23 protein-coding genes and 1 pseudogene are annotated in these 24423 nt (G+C 64.3%); 6 read left to right on the top strand and 18 right to left on the bottom strand.

What is annotated here, in order from left to right; all coding sequences use genetic code 11:
- Positions 1-148: 148 nt before the first annotated feature.
- The 9 genes and pseudogenes from IPG14_RS17310 to IPG14_RS17270 all read right to left on the bottom strand — a co-directional run bounded on the left by IPG14_RS17310 (position 149) and on the right by IPG14_RS17270 (position 7625).
- Positions 149-277 carry a hypothetical protein gene (locus tag IPG14_RS17310; RefSeq protein ID WP_343392651.1) on the bottom strand — a complete coding sequence of 43 codons (129 nt, stop codon included), beginning with the start codon at positions 275-277 and terminating at the stop codon, positions 149-151.
- A gap of 721 nt (positions 278-998) precedes the next feature.
- Positions 999-1766, bottom strand: coding sequence for an ABC transporter substrate-binding protein (locus tag IPG14_RS17305; protein WP_343392650.1), 768 nt, complete (start codon positions 1764-1766; stop codon positions 999-1001).
- 402 nt (positions 1767-2168) lie between these two features.
- On the bottom strand, positions 2169-2333 hold the full coding sequence (locus IPG14_RS17300; RefSeq protein ID WP_343389657.1) for a hypothetical protein: 165 nt from the start codon (positions 2331-2333) through the stop codon (positions 2169-2171).
- Between the two features lie 35 nt (positions 2334-2368).
- Positions 2369-2575 carry a hypothetical protein gene (locus tag IPG14_RS17295; RefSeq protein ID WP_343392649.1) on the bottom strand — a complete coding sequence of 69 codons (207 nt, stop codon included), beginning with the start codon at positions 2573-2575 and terminating at the stop codon, positions 2369-2371.
- Between the two features lie 224 nt (positions 2576-2799).
- Positions 2800-4244: pseudogene (gene glnA / locus IPG14_RS17290) on the bottom strand (type I glutamate--ammonia ligase).
- Between the two features lie 210 nt (positions 4245-4454).
- On the bottom strand, positions 4455-5213 hold the full coding sequence (locus IPG14_RS17285) for an MFS transporter (RefSeq protein WP_343392648.1): 759 nt from the start codon (positions 5211-5213) through the stop codon (positions 4455-4457).
- A complete protein-coding gene (locus IPG14_RS17280) occupies positions 5113-5631 on the bottom strand; it encodes an MFS transporter (RefSeq protein WP_343392647.1) in 519 nt (172 codons plus the stop codon). The genes IPG14_RS17285 and IPG14_RS17280 overlap by 101 nt, the downstream gene beginning before the upstream one ends.
- Before the next feature lie 172 nt (positions 5632-5803).
- On the bottom strand, positions 5804-6145 hold the full coding sequence (locus IPG14_RS17275; protein ID WP_343385730.1) for a P-II family nitrogen regulator: 342 nt from the start codon (positions 6143-6145) through the stop codon (positions 5804-5806).
- Between the two features lie 79 nt (positions 6146-6224).
- Positions 6225-7625 (bottom strand): ammonium transporter, encoded by a 1401-nt coding sequence (locus IPG14_RS17270; protein WP_343392646.1) that lies wholly within the window; start codon positions 7623-7625, stop codon positions 6225-6227.
- A gap of 253 nt (positions 7626-7878) precedes the next feature.
- On the opposite strand from IPG14_RS17270, the gene IPG14_RS17265 reads away from it, so the two are divergent.
- From IPG14_RS17265 to IPG14_RS17245, 5 genes are all read left to right on the top strand, one after another.
- Entirely contained in the window at positions 7879-8439 is a 561-nt protein-coding gene (locus IPG14_RS17265) for a hypothetical protein (protein WP_343392645.1), read from the top strand.
- On the top strand, positions 8331-8981 hold the full coding sequence (locus IPG14_RS17260; RefSeq protein WP_343392652.1) for an oxidoreductase family protein: 651 nt from the start codon (positions 8331-8333) through the stop codon (positions 8979-8981). The genes IPG14_RS17265 and IPG14_RS17260 overlap by 109 nt, the downstream gene beginning before the upstream one ends.
- A gap of 94 nt (positions 8982-9075) precedes the next feature.
- Positions 9076-11349, top strand: a complete 2274-nt coding sequence (locus IPG14_RS17255) for a hypothetical protein (protein WP_343392644.1) — start codon at positions 9076-9078, stop codon at positions 11347-11349.
- Between the two features lie 50 nt (positions 11350-11399).
- A complete protein-coding gene (locus IPG14_RS17250) occupies positions 11400-11816 on the top strand; it encodes a hypothetical protein (protein WP_343392643.1) in 417 nt (138 codons plus the stop codon).
- Between the two features lie 38 nt (positions 11817-11854).
- On the top strand, positions 11855-12430 hold the full coding sequence (locus IPG14_RS17245) for a methyltransferase domain-containing protein (RefSeq protein WP_343392642.1): 576 nt from the start codon (positions 11855-11857) through the stop codon (positions 12428-12430).
- An 84-nt stretch (positions 12431-12514) separates the two neighbouring features.
- Here IPG14_RS17245 and IPG14_RS17240 read toward each other — a convergent pair whose 3' ends face one another.
- The 9 genes from IPG14_RS17240 to IPG14_RS17200 all read right to left on the bottom strand — a co-directional run bounded on the left by IPG14_RS17240 (position 12515) and on the right by IPG14_RS17200 (position 23382).
- Positions 12515-15310 (bottom strand): post-COAP-1 domain-containing protein, encoded by a 2796-nt coding sequence (locus tag IPG14_RS17240; RefSeq protein WP_343392641.1) that lies wholly within the window; start codon positions 15308-15310, stop codon positions 12515-12517.
- A gap of 169 nt (positions 15311-15479) precedes the next feature.
- Positions 15480-15893: a VapC toxin family PIN domain ribonuclease gene (locus tag IPG14_RS17235; RefSeq protein ID WP_343385737.1), complete on the bottom strand. Its 414-nt coding sequence runs from the start codon at positions 15891-15893 to the stop codon at positions 15480-15482.
- Between the two features lie 349 nt (positions 15894-16242).
- A complete protein-coding gene (gene dnaK / locus IPG14_RS17230; RefSeq protein WP_343392640.1) occupies positions 16243-18138 on the bottom strand; it encodes a molecular chaperone DnaK in 1896 nt (631 codons plus the stop codon).
- A 35-nt stretch (positions 18139-18173) separates the two neighbouring features.
- The gene (locus tag IPG14_RS17225; RefSeq protein ID WP_343385738.1) at positions 18174-18728 is read right to left on the bottom strand and encodes a nucleotide exchange factor GrpE; all 555 of its coding nucleotides are present in this window, start codon (positions 18726-18728) and stop codon (positions 18174-18176) included.
- Between the two features lie 29 nt (positions 18729-18757).
- Positions 18758-19798 (bottom strand): heat-inducible transcriptional repressor HrcA, encoded by a 1041-nt coding sequence (hrcA, locus tag IPG14_RS17220; RefSeq protein ID WP_343385739.1) that lies wholly within the window; start codon positions 19796-19798, stop codon positions 18758-18760.
- Between the two features lie 129 nt (positions 19799-19927).
- Positions 19928-20668: an ABC transporter permease gene (locus tag IPG14_RS17215; RefSeq protein WP_343385740.1), complete on the bottom strand. Its 741-nt coding sequence runs from the start codon at positions 20666-20668 to the stop codon at positions 19928-19930.
- Positions 20665-21588 (bottom strand): ABC transporter ATP-binding protein, encoded by a 924-nt coding sequence (locus IPG14_RS17210; protein ID WP_343389652.1) that lies wholly within the window; start codon positions 21586-21588, stop codon positions 20665-20667. Before IPG14_RS17210 ends, IPG14_RS17215 begins: the two co-directional genes overlap by 4 nt.
- On the bottom strand, positions 21585-22472 hold the full coding sequence (locus IPG14_RS17205; protein ID WP_343385742.1) for a hypothetical protein: 888 nt from the start codon (positions 22470-22472) through the stop codon (positions 21585-21587). The genes IPG14_RS17210 and IPG14_RS17205 overlap by 4 nt, the downstream gene beginning before the upstream one ends.
- Positions 22459-23382: an ABC transporter ATP-binding protein gene (locus IPG14_RS17200; RefSeq protein ID WP_343389651.1), complete on the bottom strand. Its 924-nt coding sequence runs from the start codon at positions 23380-23382 to the stop codon at positions 22459-22461. The genes IPG14_RS17205 and IPG14_RS17200 overlap by 14 nt, the downstream gene beginning before the upstream one ends.
- A 122-nt stretch (positions 23383-23504) precedes the next feature.
- On the opposite strand from IPG14_RS17200, the gene IPG14_RS17195 reads away from it, so the two are divergent.
- Positions 23505-24419: a M23 family metallopeptidase gene (locus tag IPG14_RS17195; RefSeq protein WP_343385743.1), complete on the top strand. Its 915-nt coding sequence runs from the start codon at positions 23505-23507 to the stop codon at positions 24417-24419.
- Positions 24420-24423 lie beyond the last annotated feature (4 nt).

Raw genomic sequence — 24423 nt, 5'->3', positions numbered from 1 at the left:
CGACGAAGTAACGGCCAACGCCCGGCATGTTGAAGGAATCGATTCGATGATGATGGTGCCGCTGATCGCGATACCCGCCGGAAGACCGATGATCGTGATGACGGGGATGAAGGCGTTCTTCACGGCGTGCCGGAGGATAAACGGGCGCTCACGCAGCCCCTTGGCACAAAGGCGAGTTGCGGATGTAGTACCAGCGAAGGACCTCGAGCATCATCGTGCGTGTCATACGCATGACGCTGCCGGCAAGGGTGACGCCGAGGAGCACGGCGGGGGTCATGTAGTAGTGGGGTGGTCGATCGGGCCTTCGCCCCGTGACTTACTGTAGATGAGTGGCGGCGTCCAGCCCACGCCCGGACCAAACACGATGAGGATCGTGGCGGTGAAGAAGTAAAGGGCACCGGAAATATAGGATCGCGAAGCTGCGGCCGAAGTAGTCGGCGAAGGTATCCTGGCGGATTGCAGCGGTGACGCCGACTGGCAGCGAAATCATGAGGCCAGCGATGATGGCGAAGAGGCCGAACTCAAGCGTGACGGGCGGCGCCGCCGCAACAGCTCTTCGCCAACGGAGCGCTTCGTGAGCAGTGAATCGCCAAGGTCGCCCTGGAGGACGTCCCCCATGGTGATGAACTGCGAATAGATGGGCTTGTCGAGCCGAGTTCCTTCTTCAGCGCCTCCCGGTTTTCTGCGAACTGCTGCTCCTGGAGCATGGAATCGATGGCACTTCCGGGATCATCCGGCTGATGGAGAAGATGGCGATCATGACCAGGAGAATGGTCGGGATGGCCAGGCGAAGCGCCGCATTATGTATTCGTGCATGGGTGGCTCTGGGAGATAGCTCGGGGGCGGCACTGCCGTCCCGGGGCTTGAATCACTGGACTCCTGCGGCTACGCCTTCTTCCAGGCGGTCGCCTTGCGGCCATCGTAGAGGTCAGTCGGCCAGAACCAGCCCTGGACGTTCTTGTCGACGAAGTTGTGGTTGTTCGGGGTGTACATGAACTTCATCGGGTGCTTGGCGATGATGTCCTTCTGGATCTCCTGACGAGCGCCTGGCGCTCCGGCGTGTTCACCGTCTTCGCCTGCTTGTCGATCTTTTCCCAGATCGCCTCGTCGTGGAACTTGAAGAAGGTCGAATTGCGCCCGAAGTAGGCGGAGAGGTTTTCGTCCGGGTCTGGATTGTTGAGCGGAACGTGGTGCGCCAGCGTGTAGTCCCAGGCGTAGATCTTGTTGTAATAGGGGGTCGTGTCCATCGGCTGGAGCGTCAGATCCCAACCGATCTCCTTCAGCTGCTGCTTGAGGACTTCGGCCGTCTGGTCGTTCACCGTGCTGCCCTGGGATGCCCAGACCAGAGGGTCTCGGTGGCCACCGCTCATGCCGGCCGCGCCGAGCAGTTCCTTCGCCTTCTTCAGGTCGGTCTGTTGATAGTTGTCCTTGAGCGCCCAGAGCGGGTAGATCGGGGAGGATCGGGCCGTTCGCCAGACACCGTCGCCGGAGTGGACGAAATCGAGCGCCTGCTTCAAATCGATGGCGCGCACGACCGCTTCCCGGACGCGGACGTCGTCGGCCCCGGGCCGCCTTCGCTGCGGTACCCTTTGCCGAGTCGGCCGCGAGCGTCGGCGGCATGCGGAACTGGCGCCAGAACTGGGACGGCACTGCCCGGTAGGCCGAATCGCTCTTTCGCTTGTCGTTGACCTGGGAAAGCTCGTTGTAACCGACGATGATGGCGTCGATCTTCCGGTCGATATAAAGCGTGGCTCGCACCTGGGCATCGGTGGCGATCAGGTAGGTCAGTTTGTCGACATACGGCAGTTCCTTGACCTGGTAGTCCGGGTTGCGGTCCAGCTCGACCTTCACGTTCTTCTGCCATTCCTTGAAGATGAACGGCCCGGTACCGATCGTGGTCTCAGTGAGATCGCCCCACTTCTCCACGCTCTCGCGGTTGATCATCATCGTCCACGGACTGGCGATGTAGCTGAGGAACGGCGCGTAGGCGGTGTTCATCTTGACGCGCACGGTGTAATTATCCGGCGTCTCGATGCTGGCGATGCGCTTGAGGAAGAAGTAGGCGTGCTGGAACTTGCCGGCCTGATCGGTGGACTGGCGCTCGATCGAGTACTTCACATCTTCGGACGTGAATTCGCGGCCGTTGGCCGGCTCCACGTTCTGGAATTTCACACCCTGGGGATCTTGAACACGTAGGTCAGTTCGTCCGGCTGCTCCGGCATCGCCGTCGCCAGTTCTGTTTCGAGGCCGGTGAGGTCCGCCTTGAACCTGAGGAGGCCTTCGTTGGTGTTGTTGGTGATCATCGTGTTGGCCGGGAACGTGTCGAAGTGCACGTCCAGCGTCCGCGGTTCGCCACCCGAAACGAGCGTCAGTGAACCGCCGCGGACCGGCTTGAGGTGGTGTCCTGCGTCGGCAGTGCTTGCGTCGCTTCGGGAGTACCGCCGTCATCGTCATCATCGTCGTCCCCGCACCCTACGAGGGCCGCGGTCGCCAGGGCGCCGGAAGCCAGGCCTGCGCCCCTGAGCGTGGCGCGGCGGCTCAACCGGCGCTGCCAATAACTCCGTTCGTCGAGCATGGTCCTTTTCCCTCCATAGCCAATGCGCATCTCACACATCGAGGTTGCGAGATGGACGCTGTTTCGGGGCAGAATCTATGCTCCGGGTTTCAGGCTGTCAATGTTCGCAATCGGCTAAATGCTGATAGGTGTGACCGATTCCATCCATCGACAAGAGGCGCGGAAAACACAAAGCGGCCACTCTTTCGAGTGGCCGCTTTGGGATCCGAAACCGGGGCTGAGAATCAGACGTCGAAGTAGAGGTGGAACTCGTACGGGTGCGGGCGCATCCGCACCGGGTCGACATCGTTCTCGTACTTCGAGGCAAGCCACGTCTCGATGACGTCTGGGGTGAACACCCCTCCCTTGAGGAGGAAGTCGTGGTCATCTTCGAGCGCGTGGAGCGACTCATCGAGAGACTGGCCCACCGTCGGGATGTTGGCGAGTTCTTCCGGGCTCAGGTCGAACAGGTTGGTCTTGTCGAGCGGCGCGCCCGGGTCCCACCCGTTCATGATCCCGTCCATGCCTGCCATGAAGATCGCGGCGAACGTGAGGTACGGGTTGCCCGCCGGGTCCGGCGGACGGAACTCGACGCGCTTCTGGCGCGGGTCCGGGCTCACGAGCGGGATGCGGCATGCGGCCGAGCGGTTTCGAGCCGAGTACACCAGGTTCACCGGCGCTTCGTAGCCAGGCACCAGCCGCTTGTAGCTGTTGGTGGTCGGCGCGCAGATGGCCATGAGGGCCTTGCCGTGCTTGATGATGCCGGCGATGTAGGCGAGGCACATCTTCGAGATACCGGCGTACTCATCGCCCGCGAACAGGTTGCTCCCGTCTCGCCAGATGGAGAGGTGGGTGTGCATGCCCGAGCCGTTATCGGCGAAGAGGGGCTTCGGCATGAACGTGGCTACCTTGCCGTGGCGCTTCGCGACGTTCTTCACGATGTACTTGTAGAGGAGCGACTTGTCGCCCATTTTCGTGAGCGTGTCGAACCGCATGTCGATCTCGCCCTGGCCGGCGGTCGCCACTTCGTGGTGGTGGAGCTCGATCTGGATCCCGCTGGCTTCCATGATCTCGACCATCTCGTTGCGGATGTCGGTCTGCGTGTCATGCGGGCTGACCGGGAAATAGCCTTCCTTGTAGCGGGGCCGATAACCCTGGTTCAAGTCGCCGCGGAGCGTGGATTCAGCGCCGCTGTTCCAGATACCTTCGTCGGAATCGACCGAGTAGAAGGCCGAATGCTGGTCGCTGGCGAAGCGCACTTCATCGAAGATGAAGAACTCCAGTTCCGGCCCGATGTAGACCGTGTCGCCGACGCCGGAGTCCTTGACGTACTGCTCGGCTTTTTGCGCGACGTAGCGGGCATCGCGCGAGTACCGCGCACGCGTCACCGGGTCCTCGACGTTCGCGATCACCGAAAGCGTCGGCGACTGGATGAACGGGTCGATGAGCGCCGTCTCCGGGTCCGGGATGAGGAGCATGTCAGACTCTTCGATCTTCTGGAACCCGCGGATCGAGGAGCCATCGAAACCGTAGCCGCTCAACCAGGGGACCGGCTGTAGTCCGACCAGTCGTTGAGTTCGTGGATCGGTCGCGTGATGTGCTGCCACTGGCCGAAGAGGTCGACGAACTTGACGTCGACGAAGCGGATGGCGTTGTCTGCGCAAAACGCCTTGATTTCCTCGGGGGTCATGAGTGCTCCTCTGGTGATGGTCGCGGGGACACTGATTGTGACGCATTTCACGGCTACAGCCAGCGGCACGATCTGGAGATGGATGAAGATCGTGTTACGCGTCCCAACGCGAGTTGCCCTGCGTTGTCAGCCTAAAGCCTACGCTCCGGCCATTTCCGGCGGGTTGCACGAGTGTTACGAACAGATTTCGAGCCGGGCAAGCTCGCTGGCCTACCCCGCGGGCGAGCGTTCTGCCGCCGGAGCCTGCTCTGGTTCGCGGGCAGCGCGCCAGAGCAGTGGACCCCCGAACACCAGCACAGAGAGCAGCGTCATGACGCTCCCGATCGTGAAAGCTTCTCCAATGCCCCACTGGTCGGTGGCATAGCCGAGCCCGGGTGCGAGCGCGGCCAGGACCAGGCTCCGGAACATGCTCGTAATCGAGAGCACCGTGGCCCGGCGCTCCGAGCCGATCCGGCGGTTGATGTAGCCCGTCGCGATAGGTTCCACGCACGAGCTGATCCCGATGAGCAGTGGCAGAGCCGCATAGGCTGCCAGTCCGGGCGCCCCGGCAAGGGCCGCGAAGCAGCCGGCGCCCAACAGCGGTCCAGCGACCAGTGCCTTCGTGCCGGCGCCCCTCGAAACACGCCCGGAGAGCAGCGCTCCCCCGAGGCCCGCCACGAGGATAGGCACCTGCAACAGCGAGAAGAACACCCCGACTTCCACATTGCGGTCCACCAGGTACGGCTGGATCAGGTAGTGCACCGCCTCGATGGCCGCGAAGGCCGTACCCGCCAGGAAGATGAGGATGCGCACGTCTACAGCCCCCCACGCCTCGCGGAACGCGGCCCGAATCGATGCGAGGTAGGGCTGCTTCTCTCCCAGGTCCCGCTCATGCGGCGGCTCCCAGATGGCGAGCGCAACCGCGGCCGTGGCGAGGCATGTCGCGGCGCCGATGAATACGGTCGCCCTGGTGTCGAGCAGCGCTGCCACCGGCCCGCCGAGAAACGTCGCGATACCGACGCCCGACCAGGCGAACGCCATCCCTCGCCCGGCCAGCCGCTCGTACTGTGCCTCGCGGCCGGCGGCCTTTCAACGTGTCGAACAGGAGCGCCATATCGGCGCCGGACATGAGGGCGCTCGCGACCGACCAGAGCAAGAACGAGGCGAGCAGGACCGCGAATGACTGCGTGAACGCGAAGATCAGCACCGCCCCACCAAGCACCGCCGCCCCGAGTGCCATCGATTTCGAACGCCCGTAGCGGTCCGCTACCGCACCGGTCGGGACCTCGAGGATGAGCACGCCGATGAGGTAGAGCCCTTCCGCCGCCGTCACCTGCGTGAGACTGAAACCGCGCTCGATGGTCAGGAACACGATCCAGGCGGGTATCCAGAGCTGGAAATCGCGCAAGAACCAGTAGACGAAGAGGTCGGATGTTGCGATCGGGATGCGCGGCGTGCATCCGGGGAGCCTAGCAGGTGTCGGCGACCGAACGCCCGGCAGGCCACACGCTGCCCAGGCCCAGGGAGCGCGAAGAGGGCCCCTTGCGGGGCCCTCGCGTTGAACAGGGGGCGGATCGGGCCTAAACGGCGACGTCTCCGCGCTCGCCGGTGCGCACCCGCACTGCCGTTTCCACCGGGATGACGAAGATCTTCCCGTCGCCGATGTTCCCGGTCCGCGAAGCCGCGATGATCGCATCGATCACGCGGTCCACCGCCTGGTCCGGGACGACGACTTCGAGCTTCACCTTGGGCAGGAGGTCGACCGTCACGGTTTCGCCGCTGCGACCCTGGTGGACGATGCCGCGCTGGGCGCCCCGACCAGTCACCTGGAGGAAGTTCATACCGTGGAAGCCAAGGTCGTCGAGCGCCTGCTTCACGTCATTCACTTTTTCGGGCCGGATGATGGCCTCGATCTTCTTCATGAGTACCTTCCGGGTTCAGATTTGGGTGGGCCGGGCGTCCACGTTCCCGTGGACGCCCGGCGTCGAGGAGAGAGCCCTGCTAAGGGGCCGACTGGCCCTTGAGCGAAGCGGCGTACATCGCTGGCGGTGCGGGAAGGACGTTGCCCACGCCGAGGGGCACGCCGGATTCGTCCGTGGTGTAACCGCGTTCACCATGCTGGGTCAGGTCGAGCCCGAGCTCTTCCTCATCTTCCGAGACGCGGATGCCCATGGTGACATCGAGCAGTTTCAAGAGGATGAACGTGACGATGAACGAGTAGGCGCCGATCACTCCGATGCCGATCAGGGCGTCAGTGAAGCGGCCCCATTCGCCTTGCATGATGCCCTCGGCATACGGGATGCCGGAGACTGCCGAGTTGGCGAAGATGCCGGTCGCCAGGGCGCCCCACATACCGCCCACGCCATGGACACCAACGACGTCGAGTGAGTCATCGAAACCGATCTTGGCGCGAAGGCGGACCGCGCCGTAGCAGAGTACGCCGGCGACGCCGCCGATGATGATCGCTTCCATCGGCATGACGTAGCCGGAAGCCGGTGTCACCGCGACGAGCCCGGCCACGGCGCCGGCGGCCGCCCCGACAACGCTCGGCTTGCCACCGAACTGCCACGACGCGAGCGTCCAGAGGAGGCCTGCGGTGGCCGCGGCGACCGCGGTGTTGGTGAAGGCGTAGACGGCCTGGGAGGTGGCTCCGCCGGCGCTGCCGGCGTTGAAGCCGAACCAGCCGACCCAGAGGATGGCGGCGCCGAGAACGACCATCGTGATGTCGTGCGGCTCCATCGGCTCCTTGCCGTAGCCCTTGCGCTTGCCGAAGACGACGACGGCGGCGATGGCGGCGAAGCCGGCATTGACATGAATCGCGAGACCGCCCGCGAAGTCGAGCGAGTTGAGCCCGATGTCCGGGGCGTCGGCGTTCGTCGAGAACGCGCTCAGCCAGCCGTCATAGGCGAAGACCCAGTGGGCGACCGGCACGTAGACCAGCAACGACCAGAGGGCGGTGAAGATGAGGAAGGGGCCGAACTTCGCGCGTTCCGCGAATGCTCCCGTGATCAGCGCCGGCGTGATGATGGCGAACATCATCTGGAACGACATGAAGAGCAGATGCGGGATTCCGAAACCGTAGACGGAACCCGAAGCAAGGTTGCCTTCGGCATCGAATGAGACGTTCGGCCCCCCCGGGAGCGCGCCCACGTCCTTCAGCCCGAAGAAGTCGAAGTTGCCGATGATCCCACGGCCCTGGTCCGGACCAAAAGCGAGAGAGTACCCCACGACACACCACAGGATCGCCACCACACCCGTTGTGATGAACGACTGCATGATCGTCGCGAGCACGTTCTTGTTGCGGGTCAGCCCTCCGTAGAAGAAGCCAAGCCCCGGCGTCATGAACAACACCAGCGCGGATGCCGTCAGCATCCACGCGACGTTGCCGCTATCGAGTTCCATAGTGCCCTCCGGTCGTTTCGGGGGCCCGCCACTTCCTGCGGACGTCCCTTCGGACGGAAATTACGCTGTCCGAATTTCCGGTTCGTTTCCCATCCATTTCGCCGGTGTGTCGTGTGTGTTACGAACAGATTTCCGGGGCGAGACCACCATGGTGAGCAGCGGGGCTCCATACGAAGACCCGAACCGGGTTCGGGACTGTTGAACATCCGTTAACACTCTGCGAGCATCGCCCAACACCGGAGGGATGCCCGCATTGACCGAACTGACCCCACTGCCACCGTCGATCGAATCGCTCACGCCCGAGTGGCTCACCGCTGCCCTGCGCAGCGGCGGTGCACTCCCGGAAGGCTCGGTCACTGCGTTCGGGCACGAGATCATTGGGGAGGGTATCGGGTTCATCGGCACGGTCGCCCGCCTCAAGCTCCAGTACTCGGGCGCAGGCCCCGAAGCACCGGCGACCGCGATTGCCAAACTGCCTTCGGAAGACCCCGGCTCGCGCATGGTCGGCGTTGCCTTCGGCCTTTACGAGCGCGAGGTCCGGTTCTATTCGGACCTCGCGGGTGACTGCGGCCTGCCCGCACCGAAGCCGTACTTCTCGCACTACGATGCAGGCGCCGGACAGGCGGCCATCATCCTCGAGGACCTCACCGGCGGCGCCTTCGGAGACCAGGTTGCCGGCGCCTCCTGGCCGAGGCCGAACTCGCGATCGATGCGATCGGCGCCTTCCACGCGCGGTGGTGGGAGAGCCCGGAGTTCGCCCGGTACCCCTGGATCACCTCCGGCATCGAGACCATCCGCCAGCCCATCCAATTGATGTATGCGGCGGCCTGGCCAGTCGCCATGGAGCGCTTCGGCTACGTCTTCCCGGAGGAACTGCGCCCGCTGATCCCGGACTTCGGCCGCCGCACGATGGCCGCGCTGGACCAGATGACGCTCGGGCCGGAAACGCTCGTTCATGGCGATTACCGACCGGATAACCTCTTCTTCGGAGCCCCCGGCGGCGCCCGCCCCCTGGTTGCCTGCGACTGGCAGAGCCCGGGCAAGGCGACCGGCGTCGTGGATGCCGCCTACTTCATCACAGGCAGCATGGAGCCGGCGGACCGCCGCAAGCACGAAGACGACCTACTTCGCCGCTACCACAACCAGCTTCTCGAAGGCGGCGTGAAGGACTACTCCTTCGACCAGTTGAAGACCGACTTTCGCGGCTACTTCGCTGGTGTCATTGCCGGCGGTGTCGTCCTCCTCGGGACCCTCCCCGAAGGGAACGACCGCGGCCGCCGGCTGATCGAGTCTTCGATGAACCGCTTCATCTCCGCGATGCAGGATCACGACTCCCTGGCCTTGTTGCCCGAGTAGTCACGGCCCGAGGATCCTGAGATTTCACACAGCGCCGCGCCCTGCGAGTGCTATAGTCGCCATCTGATGCGAACCGGCCAGACGGGGTCTCTTTGTGGCTGAACCGAGCCGGGCGAGTGAGCCGCAGCAACCAGCCGTCGTGCGGAGCCGCGCCCCGGAGCGAACCCCCGGCGAGATGTCCTCCGTCGCACCGATCCTGACCGGCGATTCCCGCACTCGTTCCGTCATTGGCCTCCGCGGCGTTGTCGGCAACCAGGCCGTGACCCGGCTCATCCACCGTCGCGCTGACAACAACCTGCGGACCACCCGCGACACCATCCACCGCGCGAGTTTCGTGGGCGCGAAGGCGGCGCCTTCCAGCGCCGAATCCGCGGGATCGGCCTGCATCCAGCGCCACAGCGCATACGAACACTACCTTCTCGGCCAGGTGACCCCCGCAAAGCTCGCCGAGATCCCGCAGGTCCGCGAAATTCCGGACCTGAAGAAGCAACTGGTTACCCTCCAGGCCGAGGTCAAGAAGGCGAAGGTCATCAAAGGGGTCGACATGTCAAACGTCGCCGCTCTCGAACGCCGGATCGCGGAGGCCGAAGGGAAGAAAGAAGAGGTCCGCCACACCATCACCCAGGAGATGAACCGGCTCCTCGCCTGGAAGGACAACCCCGAGGCAGCGAGCATCGCGGAGGGTGAGAAGGGCGTGGCCAAGAAAGTCGACGATCAGTGGCAGGTGCCGTACGTGTCCATCCCCTGCCGCGATGGCGCGATCGTCGTCGCTTACAGCGAAATCAACACGCTGCCGGACCTTTTCGGCAATCCCGAGGCGATCGCGAACACGCCGAGGGCGAAGGTGCTCGGCCTGCTCCAGGGTGTGCGCCAGCAGGCCTACATCGAACTCGACAACCTCCAGCAGGAGCTCTTCGGGAAAAGCACGAACGCCCTCCACAACCGTTTCACTCCCGATGACGACTTCGAGGGTGCGCGCGGCCCTCGTGCCCAGGCCGTGAACGAGAAGGCGTACGAGATCCGGATGGAATCGCAGGTCAACTCCGATACGACCCGCAAGGGTGAGGAGAGCGACTCCTACTTCGCCGCGCTCGAACGGAACGCCTGCCACTTCTTCCCGGAAAACCGCGTCCAATGGACCGGCTACCACAAGAAAGCGCGCGACCTCGCGGACGCCGCGGCCACCGAACGCGAAGCCGCCGAGATGCTGAAAGAATCGGGGAACGCGAAGGAGGCCGAGGCGCTCGAGCAGCGCGCCGCGGACCTCGGGAACCAGGCCATGCTCCAGAACGCGTTCGGCGAACACTACCTTCAGGACGCATACGCGGGCGGGCACCTCGTGAACAAGACGAAGATCATGCAGTGGTTCGTCCAGTGGCTGGCCAGCAACGGCGGCCTTGGATCCACCGACCTCGGCGAGGCCCAGTTCGCCATGGCGAAGCACGCCGCAAGCCAGGACCTCGCTTCGAACCCCCAGCGCCTGGACGACCGCATCAAGCGCGGCGAAATGGGTTCGATGCAGGAGGCCAGTTCCGAAGTCGGCATGGGCAACAAGCCCGAAATCGTGTTCATGATGAAGTGGCGCCGCGCCGCCGCGGGCGACGATTCGATGCAGGACCTGACGCCGAAGGCCGCGCAAGAGGCCGGGCTCGCGGATCGCGACACAGCCCGCACGCACATGCGCGCCCTTGTCTCGGCAGGCTTCGCGGAACGCCAGTTCGACGAAATCACCGGGGAACGTTACTTCCACCTCAAGGAGAAGATGGTCGACACGGCGAAAGGCGCCACTTTCGCCCCCTACCAGGCGACTCAGTCCGGGAAGGAAGCGCCGGACTTCGAGGAAGAGGCCGCCGAGTTCAACCTCGCCTCCTACAACCAGTTCCTCTCCAACGCCTACATCCAGGGGGCAACCAAGTTCTTCCACGACAAGTACTGCAAAGAAGGCCTGAACGTCGTGGCGGCCAACGGGGACGCCATTTACACCGTCTACGGCGACAACAACATGCTCAAGGCCGGCGGCCAGAAGGGCGTTACCTACGGCGCGACCACCTCGCAGTGGTCTCGCGAGGCGATCTTCGAAATCCTGGCGGGCAAGGTGGAGAAGGCGCACTCCCTGGTCGAGATCCTGGGGAGGTTCCCGGCGCAGGCGGTCGAAGCGGCCGGTCCGGCAATCTCGCTCGACGACTGGAACGAGCAACTCCATCAGCGCGGCATCAACGGGCTCTTCGCAGAAGCGCGCAGCTACGGCGCCAAGGTGCTCTCGAAGGCGAAGCCTTCCGGCAGTATCTCCGGCGGCCATGCGATCGATATCCAGGCGCTTGCATCCCAGATCGAGAAAGCGCCCGAGCACGATGAGGGCACCTTCTGAACTGCGGGAACCGCCGGGGCCATCCCGGCGTCTGAAGGTTTGTGAAGAACATGCACTTCCGCCCGATCCTCGCCGTGGCAGTCACCCTGCTGCTCGTGCCGGCGTTTTCGGCCTGCCGCGACGGCGACTCCGGTGACGCGCCCGATGAGTCCCGCCGCATCGTCGATGCCCCTATCGTGTCGATTGACATCCTCGTACGCGAGAGTTTCCCGCCGGGTTACACGGCTCATGTCACCTCCGGGCTGCCCTCCGGCTGCGCGAAGTTCCACGAAGCGAAGATCACCGGACGTCGGGAGGACCTGGTCACGATCGCGGTCACGAACACCCTCCCGACAGACCCGGACGTCATCTGCTCCGCGATCTATGGCTACTACGAGTCGAACGTAGACCTCGGCCAGGACTTCACTTCCGGCCGGACTTACACGGTGAAGGTCAACGACAACACGACGACGTTCGTCGCCCAGTGACCACCGCTGCATGCACGATGCGCGAGTAGACTGTGCCGATGACCGACCAGGTTGAGTTCGGACTGGGGAAAGGCAAGGTCTTCCCCCACCAAAAGGCGCGGAGCCTGCTGCACCCCGTGCGCCGGTTGATCCAGTCGCCGCAGGCGTTGGTGCGCTGGATCGGGCTTCGCGGCGACGAGACCGTGCTGGAGTTGGGCTGCGGGCCAGGGTACTTCAGCATCGCCCTTCGCGATGCCACGCCACACGGTCGACTGGTCTTGTTCGACCTCCAGCCCGAGATGCTCTCGATGGCTGTAGAGCGGACCGGCATCCGGAGCGGGCTGGCCGCGGTAACCGGCAACGCGGTCGCGTTGCCGTTCGCAGCCGGTGCGTTCGACCTCGTGTTCATCGCCGCCGTCCTCGGGGAAGTCCCGGACCGCCTGGCATGCCTGCAGGAAGTGCGGCGCACGCTGCGCCCGGGCGGGCGACTGGTGGTCAACGAAGTACGAGGGGACCCGGACTATATCAAGGCGACCGACCTGGACCGTCTCTGCGGGGAAGCCGGTCTGCGGTTGCTCCGGCGCCGTCGCGGACGACTGCGGTGGACCTGCGTGGCGGAGTTCGCTCCGGACTGACAGTCAAGGCGATGCGAGAGAAAAGAGGCCGCCCCCATCGCGGGAAGCGGCCCCTGATTTGGTACGAATGAACCAGGCTCTCGCCTACTTCTTGTGGACCACGATGCTTCCTCCACCAAGCGCCGTCGTTGGGTCCGCGTTCTCGTCGACGCCAAGCTGGTTGTCGTAAACGGGGAGGTCGGATTCGGCATCCCAGATGCGGATCCGGAACGTGTCGGGCTTGCCGACACCCAGCTCATTCCCGTCGATGGCGGTCAACATGAACCGGTAGTTCCCGGACCCGTTGATCGTCCCGAAACCCTTGTATTGCGCCTTCGCACCAGCGACGACGAGCCAGTCGTACGACGTACTCTTGAAGTCCAGCCCAGCCGCGTGGAACTGGAATTGTGTGTTTCCAGTCGGCACGTTGGCGCCCTTCTTGTATTGCGAGACGAACCCGAACGTCGCCTGCCCGGTCAATGACGGGTCCGGCGCGTACGCGCCCACCGGCGAAGTAATCCACCCGCCGCCCGTCACGAACCCCGCGGATGGGTCGTAGACAACAATGTGTTCGTACTGTTCCTCGTCGTAAGCGCCTGCCTCGTCGGTCACCCGAAGCATAACCCGGTAGACTCCAGACTCGTGGTACTCGTGGCTATCCGAGATGACGGCCGACAAGGCGACGCCCTCGGTCACCGTTTCATCGCCCCAGTCGATCGTCCAGGAGTGGCTGTCGTCGGGAAGGTCGAGGTCGCTGAAAGTTGCACTCAGGACAACCGCCGTACCAACCGGCACGAGGGATGGCGAGACAGCCGGGCCTTCGATGACTGGTCCCGCGGTCACGGCGAACGCCGTACCACCAAGATCGAAGATGTTGGGATGAACACTGGGATCGCTCCCGACGGTGAATTGTAGACAGGTCGCCGGTGGAGTGGCGGCTAAAAGCGTGACATTTTCGATGAAATCCCAGTTCAGACCGCCGTCCGGCGACCAGTAAAGCGCCGTGCCGCCTAGCGGGTCGCAGTAGGTAATAGTAGTCGTGCCAAAGGTGCTCTCTGGCGCGACGTAGACGTCGAAGTAGCCGTTGGCCGCTGAGAAAGTTGCCGGGGTCACGCCGCCCGGAGCGCCGTCGTAATTTGCTACAGCCACCGTGCCGGTGCCTTCGCCGGTGGTGGCCTCCAAGGTCTCCCCGCCCGTGCCGGTCGTATCGACCGTAGTCACTAGCGGCTCGACGACCGTTACTGCATCGATCGAATCGATCGGAGAAGCGACGGGCGTGACGAAGAACGGAAGGATGTTCGAGCCCGCATTCCATCTCGGATTGAATGCCGTGAGTTGAAGCGTGCCCGGAGCTGCGAGAGCAACTGCTGGAAGCGTCGCCGTGACATGCGTCGCATCCACGAAGGTCGTCTGCGAATCGACGCCGTTGACGCGAATAACAGTCGTGTTCAGAGGAGCGTTTTTGAACCCCTCGCCTGCAATCACTACAGTTACGTTTTCCGAACCAACCGGAGCACTTGAGTCGCCTAACGTGTCGATTCGCGGTCCGATGAAGAAGTCGAAGAACACCGACGAACCCAGTGTGGGATCGGCATGCTTCAGGAGGATGCTGAAGTTTCCCGGCGTGCCAAGTACAGAAGACGGTAGCGTCAAATTCGCCGTGGTCGCGGAAGTCGGCGAAAGCACGGCGAGCGGCTGAAGGTTCCCGTTGGTCACCAGTGCGACAACGTCGGCTCCATCGAGTCCGGCCCCGGTGATAGAGATGGTCGGATCCCCGATGCCAACCGGGACGCTGGTGGGAAAGGTCGAATCGATCCGTAGGCCCGGATCCAAACACCGTGAAAAACCAGACGTCGACCCGGATTGAACATGAGTTGCTGTCATGGTGATTCGTGAGCCGGGAGGCCAACCGCTGAGGGCCTGGGCGTCTCCGAAGTTCGGCCCGAATCGAACGACACCGTCGAGGCTCCCGTCGTCGGCGTCGGTCTTCGTGTACGACCCGAGGTACGTCTTTCCTTCGCCGAATCCGGACGTGTCACATGTTGGCGAAGCGAAGAACTCGAACTTTGCAGTCTGCCCGAGAGAGGTCGCGGGGAATTCCCGAATGAATGCCCCGCCAACCTCTACAACTCCACCGGCAGGTCGAGACATTGTGACGAAAGCAGGTAGCTGCAGACTGGTCGAAACAATCCCGGGGCCAGTGCCCCCCTGCGAGCCGTACGCAGTTCCTCCAACGTTGTCGAATATACTGTTCTCGCTGATCAGGGTGCCATTCGACGGATTCGCCAGCACACCGTAGCCGAGCCCACTCCCTGCATTGTTCTTGGCGATGACGTTCCACCGCACAGTGTTGTTCGATGGTCCGCTTTGCAACCGTACTCCCGTGGCGTTGGCCGCCGCGAGGCCCGCCGCATCCGTGCCTATATTGTTGCATTCAATCGTCAGGCCCCCGGCGGACGATCTTATCCCCGACCCGCCGCTGAAGTTCCCAATGGCCAGTCCTCGTACGGTTGACCCACTGCCAGACTGCAGGAAGATGCCGTCGCCGGCCCCGGAAGTTCCGGAGACCTCGACCAGCGGAGTTCCACAAGCGGTTGGCCCCTGAGTGAGACCGTCGATGACGACAGCATCGAGAATGAAAGGAAGAGCGGATGAAACGTTGATAGTCTTGACGCCACCACCAGGGATGGCGAAGTTGATTTGATCCGGACCGCCCGAGTTGAGGTGACCGTTAGCAGCATCAATTGCTTCGCGTAGGGTGCAGTCCTCGCCGCCGCACATGCCGTCGTTCGAGTCCTCCGCCGAGCCGACAACGTAAACTGTCAGCGCGGATGTCACAGAAGGCGGCGCCGCGAACACCGCCAACCCCGCGACTACAACCGCCACTAACGCCAGCGCCATGCGCCTCAGGCTCGTACTCATATCGTCACCCCGCAGGCCCCGCTCGACACGGCGCCCACACCATGAGGCGCATCCTGCGGATGCTTACCCCGTATCCGCAATGGAAACCGCGCATACACCTGTACGACTCCTGCGTACTCCAACGCAATCCATACAAAAGGCCCCCGGGCTACGGCAAGAGCACCAGAGCATCGACGTGCCGCGGGCGAACGGTGCCGAAGTGACGACGGTCCAGTGTGGCCACCTTCGGCTCGTTCAGCCGTTCAACGACCGCGATAACCGCGGCATCGACGAACCCAATGTCAGAATCCGCGTAGCGGTCGCACACTTCGCGCACCCGCCGGTAGTCGGAGGCAACCAGGTCCACCACTCCATACGCGCCCGCCGCGATGTCGTCGAGCAGCGCCACAAGAACTCCGGGATGCAGTCTCGTGTGTATCCAGTAATCCACTTCAACCAGCACGGGTGCCGGGATGACCAGAGGCTCGGACGTGTTCTCGATCAGCCGCCGGCATGCGGCGTAGTCGGCGTCACTACGGTCGAGCGATGCGTAGAGCGGACCAGTATCGAGGATCAGCGCCACGTGCGGGGCTCGGGGCGCTCGTCGACCGAACGCCTCGCCGTATCGGGGTAGCCCGATGCGCCAATCCCAAGGCTTCGCGGGCGCGGTCGATGGCTCGAGAGAGTATGTTCGACCGCCTCTCGAACAAGCGCCGCGATTGACACGCCGCGTTCAGCCGCGAGTTTGTGTAGCTCTCGAAGCATCGGATCGTCCAGTGAAATAGTGGTGCGCCTCATGTCTCCATGATAGCACTCATGATGCACCCTCGTGGGCAAGAAAGAGGCCGCCGACCTCTCGGCAGACGGCCCCCTCTGAAACGTGCTCCGTGAACCCGAAGAAACCTCCGTGTCCTCAGTGCCTCCGTGGTGAATCACACTTCCCGGAATTCGCCCTCGACGGTGCCTTCCTGGGCTGCTCCCGACGGTTCCCCGTCCGGACCCTCGGGCCCGGCTCCATCCACTCCGGCTGCACCGTAGACGGCCTCGCCGATCTTCGAAAGCGAGCTGCTGAGCGCGTCCAGCGCGGTCCGCATGCGGTCTGCGTCGTCCGCCTCAACGGCGGCCTTCACGTCGGCAATCTTCGCTTCCACATCGGCCTTCAAGTCCGCGGGGACCTTGTCGGGATTGTCGCGAAGCGTCTTCTCGGCCTGGTAAGCCATCGAATCGGCCGTGTTCTTCAATTCGATCGATTCGCGCTTCTTGCGGTCCTCATCCGCGAAGAGTTCGGCTTCGCGCTGCATCTTCTCGATCTCGTCCTTCGAAAGCCCGCCGGAGGACTGGATCGTGATCTTCTGCTCACGCCCGCTCCCCTTGTCCCGAGCGGCCACGTTTACGATGCCGTTCGCGTCGATGTCGAAGGTGACTTCGACCTGCGGAACGCCACGCGGCGCCGGGAGGATGCCATCGAGGATGAACCGACCGAGCGACTTGTTGTCGCCCGACATCGGCCGCTCACCCTGGAGGACATGGATCTCGACGCTCGGCTGGTTGTCGGCGGCGGTACTGAAGGTCTGGCTCTTGGCGGTTGGGATGGTGGTGTTGCGCTGGATGATGGGGGTCATCACGCCGCCCAGGGTTTCGATACCGAGGGTCAGCGGGGTGACATCGAGGAGGAGGACGTCCTTCACCTCGCCCTTCAGGACGCCGGCCTGGACCGCCGCGCCGATCGCCACGACTTCATCCGGGTTGACGCCCTTGTGCGGCTCCTTCCCGAAGTAGTCGGCCACGATCTTCTGGACCGAAGGCATGCGCGTCTGACCGCCGACAAGGACGATCTCGTCGATGTCGCCCGGCTTCTTGCCGGCGTCGGCGAGCGCCTTCTTCACCGGCTCGAGGGTGCCGCTCAGGAGGTCGCCGACGAGCTGTTCCAGTTTGGCCCGCGAGAGGCTGATGTTCAGGTGCTTCGGGCCGCTCGCGTCAGCGGTGATGAACGGCAGGTTGATCTCGGTCTGCTGCGCGCTGGAGAGCTCGATCTTCGCCTTTTCGGCTTCGGCCTTCAGGCGCTGAAGGGCCTGCCGGTCCTGCTTCAGGTCGATGCCCTCGGCCTTCTTGAACTCCTCGATCAGCCAGTCAATCACGCGCTGGTCGAAATCGTCGCCGCCGAGATGGGTGTCACCATTGGTGCTGAGCACCTGGAAGGTGCCCTCGCCGAGTTCGAGGATCGAGATATCGAACGTGCCGCCGCCAAGGTCGTAGACGGCGATGAGTTCGTCGTGCTTCTTATCGAGGCCGTAGGCAAGCGAAGCGGCCGTCGGTTCGTTGATGATGCGCAGCACTTCGAGGCCGGCGATCTTGCCCGCGTCCTTGGTGGCCTGGCGCTGGGCGTCGTTGAAATACGCCGGGACGGTGATCACCGCTTCGTTTACCGCTTCGCCCAGGTACGCTTCGGCGTCGGCCTTCAGTTTCTGGAGGATCATGGCGCTGATCTCCGGGGCGCTATACGAGCGCTCGCCGACCTTCACCGAGACATCGCCGTTGCTGGCCGCCGCGACGTTGTACGGCACGAGCTTCAGGTCACGCTGGACTTCCGGGTCGTTCAGCTTGCGGCCCATGAAACGCTTGATACTGAAGACGGTGTTCTCGGGGTTCGTGACGGCCTGGCGCTTCGCGACCTGCCCCACGAGACGTTCGCCGGATTTCGTGACCGCCACGATGGACGGCGTGGTGCGCGCGCCTTCGGCGTTGGGGATTACGACCGGTTCGCCGCCCTCCATCACCGCGATGCAGCTGTTCGTGGTACCGAGGTCGATGCCAATTACCTTTGCCATGGTTGCTCCTTTGCTGGCTGGTCTGGGAGTTGGTCTCAGGAACCTTCGCCGACGATGACCATCGCCGGGCGGATGACTTTGCCCTGCAGTTCGTACCCCTTCTGGAGCACGTGCAGGACCTTGTTTTCTTCGCCGGGCTGCTGCCCGACCGCTTCGTGGCGGGCTGGATCGAAGGTCAGACCCTCGGCCTCGACCTCCTTCACGCCCATGGCGTCGAGCAGGCGCCCGAACTTCTGGTGGATGGCACTCACACCCTGGACCCAGTTGAGGCCCGCGAGTGTCGAATCCACCGAAGTCACTGCCCGGTCGAGGTCGTCGTAGACGGGCAGGAGATTGATGACGACAGCGGCGTTGGTGAGCCGGGCGTTCTCGCCACGCTCCTGCTCAACGCGGCGCTTGAAATTGGCGAAGTCAGCGGCAGTCCGCTGCCAGTTTTTGAAGTACGTCTCCGTCTTCTCGCGCTCTGCGGCCAGCTCATCGACGGGGGCGCTCTCGGCCGCCGGTGCTGCTTCGCCGGGAGCCGGCACGTCATCACTCATTCGCGCCGCCGCGCGTTTGTCGACGAAGCGCTCATCGGTTGAATCGCTCATAGACACCTCCTGTCCAGGTTCCTGGCTGTTCAGTCTTCGTTGTTTCCGTAGAACTCGCGCATGAGCTCGGTGAGCACGGCACTGACGTAACGGACGTTGGCGACGGCCTCGCCGTACTGCATCCGGGTCGGGCCGAGGACGCCGAGGATGCCGCCGGCTCCACCGTGCGGCCCGTAGCGGGCGAGCACGAAACTCATGTCCTGGTAGGGGCCGGCCCGGTTTTCGTCTCCGATAACGACGGCGACCGCCTCGTCTTCGAGCGAACCCGAGGGGATGGCCTCGCGCAGGCGGCGCTCATCGACGGCTTCGAGCGTGTCGAGCATCCGGTCGCTGTGGCCGAACTCCGGCTGGCGGAGCATTTCGCGGACGCCCTCGATGATCGGTGACTCGACCCGGGCCGCCTGTTCGCGCAGCATCAGATCGGTGAGGCCGGCGATAATCGCCGATTCGACCGGCCCAGGCGGCTCGGCACCCGGCTCGGGCTGAGGGAACTCGCCAACCGTCTTCCCGCCAAACTCCCCGTTCAAGCGCACGGCCAGCCGCGTCAGTTGGTCCTGGTGAACCGGGACCGGGAAGTCGACCGTCCGCTGATGGACGCCGCTGTCACTGGTGACCGCCACGAGCAGCGCGCGGTTTTCGAGGAGCTCGACCAGCTGCAGCTGCTTAAGACGTACTTCAAGCAGACGCGGCTGCGTAACCAGCGCCACGTTGTGCAGGTTGTTCGCAAGCACACTGGCGGCAAGACCGATCCACTCCTCCAGCTGGCGCGAGGCCTGGTGAAACTGGTGGAGGATCGTGAACTGCTCCTGGTTCGTCAGGTTCCGTTCGGGCATCAAGCTCGAAACGTAGTAGCGGTAGCCGCGGTGGCTCGGGATCCGGCCGGCCGAGGTGTGCGGATGCGTGATCATGCCCTCCTCTTCGAGCGCGGCCATCTCGTTCCGGACGGTAGCGCTGGAGAGGGTGAGTTGATGTCGCTCGACCAAAGACTGCGAGCCAACCGGCTGGGCCGACCCGACGAAGTCATCAACAATGAGGGCGAGGATGCGCGCGCGGCGCTCTGATAACGACATTATCAACCCTATACTGCCACATTGGCACTCGCCTGTGAAGAGTGCTAACGCGGCTCCCGGCATTGTACCACGGGCTCGACGCTGCGCGGCATGTCCGCCACCACAGGCCATCCACGGCTGGACCGCGCTCTACGTCGCCTCGCCGATCTCCCACCGCTGGAGCGCCCGCACCGACAACCAGGTGGCTCCGACCGTCACCAGCACCGCGAAAAGGACCGCCGGGGCCACGTTCAAGCGCGGGTCGAAAATCTCGTCCGGGGCAGTGATGAACGCCTTCGCGATCCCGAGCGCGTACTGGCTGATCGAGAAGTACCGGACGCCCGAAAAGAGCGAAACCACCACGCCCTGCCAGATAAAGACGTACAGCAAGCCGACGATCAACGCGCGGCTCGTGGCGATGCTCAACCAGAGGAAGGCCGCGCAGTAGACGAGGCTCCCCACCACTGCCGCGGCGACGAACCCGGCGATGATACCTTCACCCGGTTCGCCCGAGAGGCCGATGGCGCCGGTCAGGGCCGCCGAAACCACCACCACCGCAGTGGTCGCGGCCCAGGCGACGACGAGTTTCGAAAACACGATCGTCGCCCTGGGAATGGGTTTCGCCAGCAGATACACGGCGGTCCCATCCTCGAACTCCTGCCCGAGCGCGGCCGTCCCGAAGACCAGTGCCGTGAACGGCAGCACCAGTCCGATGACGAGGCCGCCCAGTGCCACTTTTGCCGTCCACTCCTGTGCGTCGCTGCTATCGTTTTCAAGCGCGTAGAGCACCGCGAGCAGCACCGGAAGGAGGGCGAAGAGCACCATCACGATAGAGCGGCGCTGGCCGAGCAGCTGGCGCACCGTCAACCGCAGGATCGTGGGGTCGATCATCGCTTCACCAGGTACGAGAAAACACTCTCGAGCGACTCATCGGTCGGCCTGATCTCGTAAATGGAGACGCCGGCCCGCCGTGCGACTCCGGCCACCGCCTGCGTGAACGAGGCGAACTCGGAGGTGCTCACCCTGAGGTCGTCCCCTGCCAGTTCCACGCCGTAGACCGAGGCGTCGGCGACGAGACTGGCCGCGAGCCGCCGGTTGTCGCTCGCCCGCAAGAAGAACGAATGCGGCCGGTCGGTCATCAGCTTGCGGATCTCGTGGAAGTCGCCCGAAGCGGCCAGCCGCCCCGCCACGATCACGAGCACGTCATCGGCAAGCCTCTCCACTTCCTCCAGGATGTGGGACGAGAACACGACCGTCCGGCCCTCCTTCGCCATCGCCCGAAGCATGTCCATCAGCTGGAGCCGCTGGCGCGGGTCCGCGCCGTTGAAGGGCTCATCGAGGAGCAGGACTTGCGGCTCATGCACGAGCGCCGCCGCGATCTTGATCCGCTGCTTCATCCCCTTCGAGTAGCCGCCGGTAGCACGGCTCATCGCGCTCTCCAGTTCGACCATGTGGATGGCCTTCAGGGCGGCCTTCTCCGGCTCGGCGATGTGATGGAGGCGGGCGCTGTCGAGAACGAACTCGTACCCGCTCAGGAACGGATAGACCGACTCGCGCTCCTGCACGAGCCCGATTCGCCGGTACATCGCGGGGTTCTGCCAGGCGGGTTCGCCCAGCACTCGCACTCCACCCGCGGAAGGCCGCAGGAACCCGGCGAGCATGTGGAGCAGTGTCGACTTGCCGGCGCCGTTCGGTCCGAGCAGCCCGGTGATCCCGCCATTGAGCGCGAACGAGATATCGTTCACCGCGACGATGTTCCCGTACCAGCGCGAGACGTGATCGACCTCAACCGCCGGCGACTCCTGGGTCACGCTGATACCCGTGCGAAGCGGCGGACCACCAGCGCCGCCCCGGCGCCGATGTAGGCGAGGACCGCCACGAAGTAGGTCCAGAGGCCGAACCCGGCCTCTTCCTGGACGCTTTCGAACTCCGCGCCAACCCCGAAAATCCAGAGCGTGCACCCGTAGATGAAATCGAACGGGCTGGCAAAGACGGCGTAGCGGCCAACGCCACCAATGGCGAAGACGAGGATGTTGGCGATCGGGAACGAGATCAGGAACCACGCAACCACGCCCACCGTCGCATAGGCGCGCCGCGGCGTCTGGCTCGCAATCGCGAGTGACCCCGCCGCACACAGGACTGCGATCAAGAGGCCGGCCGCGAACGTCCGGGGGACATCCGCCCAGTTGTCCGAGATGTAGCCCGTGACGTCATTCGTCGCGAGGCCGTTTCCGAAGACCAGGAGCACCTGGGGCATCAGGGTCAGCAGCGTGAGCGCGGTCGCGAATGCGGCAAGCTTCGCGAGAGCGTAATCCCGCCGCTGGAGGGCCCGCGAGAAATACAGCGAGAGTGTCCGCTGGCGCATGTCGCGGCCGGTGATCTCCGGCGCGATCGCGGCACAGAACAGCGCGATTGGCACCTCGACGAACCCGAAGTATCCCTCGGGCGTGATGATGTCCACCTCATCGGATACCAGCGCGGCGATGGCGAGTTGCGCGACCGCCGGGAGGAACGCGATTACGGCGATCACGATCGGGATGATCTTGCTCGAAGTCCGCCGCCCGAGCCCGAAAGCGCCGCGGAGTGTGTAGAAGTAGAGCGCGAGCACGGCGTGGCGACGCCCGAGCCGTTTGCCCGTGTAGTTTCGATAGCCGAGGTCGTAGATGTTCCCCGTCCGGGCGTCAGCTGGCTGCATGGACGCCCTCCCCGGCCCGCTCACGGAAGATGTCTTCGAGGTTCCGGCGCAGCAGTTCGATGCGGACGAGCCCCACGCCGAGGTCGTCGCACGCATCGCGGATGATGTCGTAGGCGGCTTCACCATCCAGCGCGACAAGGACCTGGCGGCCTTCGTGCGCCGCTTCCAGGCCCGCCTCGCGAAGCCGCTGGTGGAGGGCTGAAACGTCGCCATCCACCTCCACGGCGAGCGTACCGGTGGTCGCCGTGAATTCGCGGATCGGGCCGCTGCGCATCAGGTGGCCGGCATCGATCACCACGAGGTGCTCGCAAACGCGCTCGATTTCGCCGAGCAGGTGCGAAGCCATGATGATCGAGATGCCGAACTCGTTTCCGGTCCGCCGGACCAGGTCCAGCATTTCGTCGCGCCCGGCCGGGTCGAGCCCGTTCGTTGGTTCGTCGAGGAACAGGATCCGGGGATCGTGGACGAGCGCCTGGGCGAGCTTCACGCGCTGTTTCATGCCGGTCGAGTAACCCCGCATCTCGCGGTAGCGCTCCTCGAAGAGGCCCACGTGGCGGAGCGTTTCGGCCGTGCGTTCCCGCGCCGCCGAACGCGACAGGCCATTGATCTGGGCCATATGCGCGACGAACTCCGTCGCGCTCACATCGCCCGGCAGGCAGTCGTGTTCCGGCATGTAGCCGACGAACTGGCGAAGGAGCGGACCCTGCGCGACAACGTCGTAGCCGATGACCTCGGCCGTGCCGGCGGTCGCGTCGATGAGGCCAAGCAGGATCTTGATGAGCGTGCTCTTCCCGGCACCATTCGCGCCCACCAGGCCAATCACGCCGGGTTCGAGCGAAAGGTCGAGTCCGCCGAGGGCGGTAACGCTTCCATAGCGCTTCACCAGGCCGCGCGTTTCGAGGATTGGCACGGGCACAGTCTACGCGAGGAGCCGTGAAGCGCCCCCCTCGCAGGCGAATCGGGGAAACGCCCGGTAAGAATTGGGCGGCGTCTCTCTGGCCACTCCCGTCCGGATAGCCGATTGTGAAGAGGATGCGCAGGCTGGTTGGGAGGAAGTTGCCGGGGACGCACGCCGTGCGGATCATGCTCGGAGCGACGCTGTTGGCAGGCGTTGCCGCCGTCGTCGCCGCGCGCACCCCGGGCGATGGCGCCGGAGACGAGGGAGTCGCCGAAGCGGCCGGCGTTCCCATGGGGCACGCTGTTACGGCAGCCAACACGGCCGGGAGCACTGCCTCCGCCCAGCCCTACACCACGGAAGAAGGCGCAGTCCCCGAGCCCCAGCCGGAGCAACTGCCGGACACAGAGCAGGTCTCGGCTGCGGCGAAGAACCGCTTCAGCATGCCCCTCCGGGCATGGAGCAAAGTGACGGACCGGTATGGCGCAAAGAACCGCGGGGCGGGGCTCATCCACGGCGGCATCGACCTGGCCCTCGACGGCCTCAGCCACTCGAACGTCTACGCTGCCTGCACGGGCACGGTTTCCGATGCCAGCTACTCTTCGGCCTACGGCAACCACATCTTCGTGGACTGCGGTGATGGCTGGAGCACGCTCTATGGGCACCTCAGCCAGATGCTCGCGAAACAGGGCGAGGCGGTAAACCCGGACACGGTCATCGGGATTACCGGAAGCACCGGTTTCTCCACCGGCGAACACCTCCACTTCGAGATCCGATGGCGCGACACACCGGTGAACCCCGAGGACTACCTGGAGTTTCACATCGCACCCGGCACCCCACTCAGCGACGGCCCGCTCTGGTTCCCAAATTCCGGCGCCGCCTCCACGCCTTCCGGCCCACCGCCCACACCGACCGACACGCCGACGCCCACGAACACTCCAACGATCACCCCGACGCCGACCATCACACCGACACCGACGTGGACTCCTACGCCCACGGCGACGCCAAGGCCTCCGACAAAGACACCCACGCCGAAGCCCGTCTCCAAGTAGTCTG

The sequence above is a fragment of the Candidatus Amarobacter glycogenicus genome (assembly GCF_016704105.1).
Classification (GTDB): Bacteria; Chloroflexota; Dehalococcoidia; order Tepidiformales; family Tepidiformaceae; genus Amarobacter; species Amarobacter glycogenicus.
Note: the sequence above shows the minus strand (reverse complement) of the source record. Positions and strands in the feature narration are given on the sequence as shown.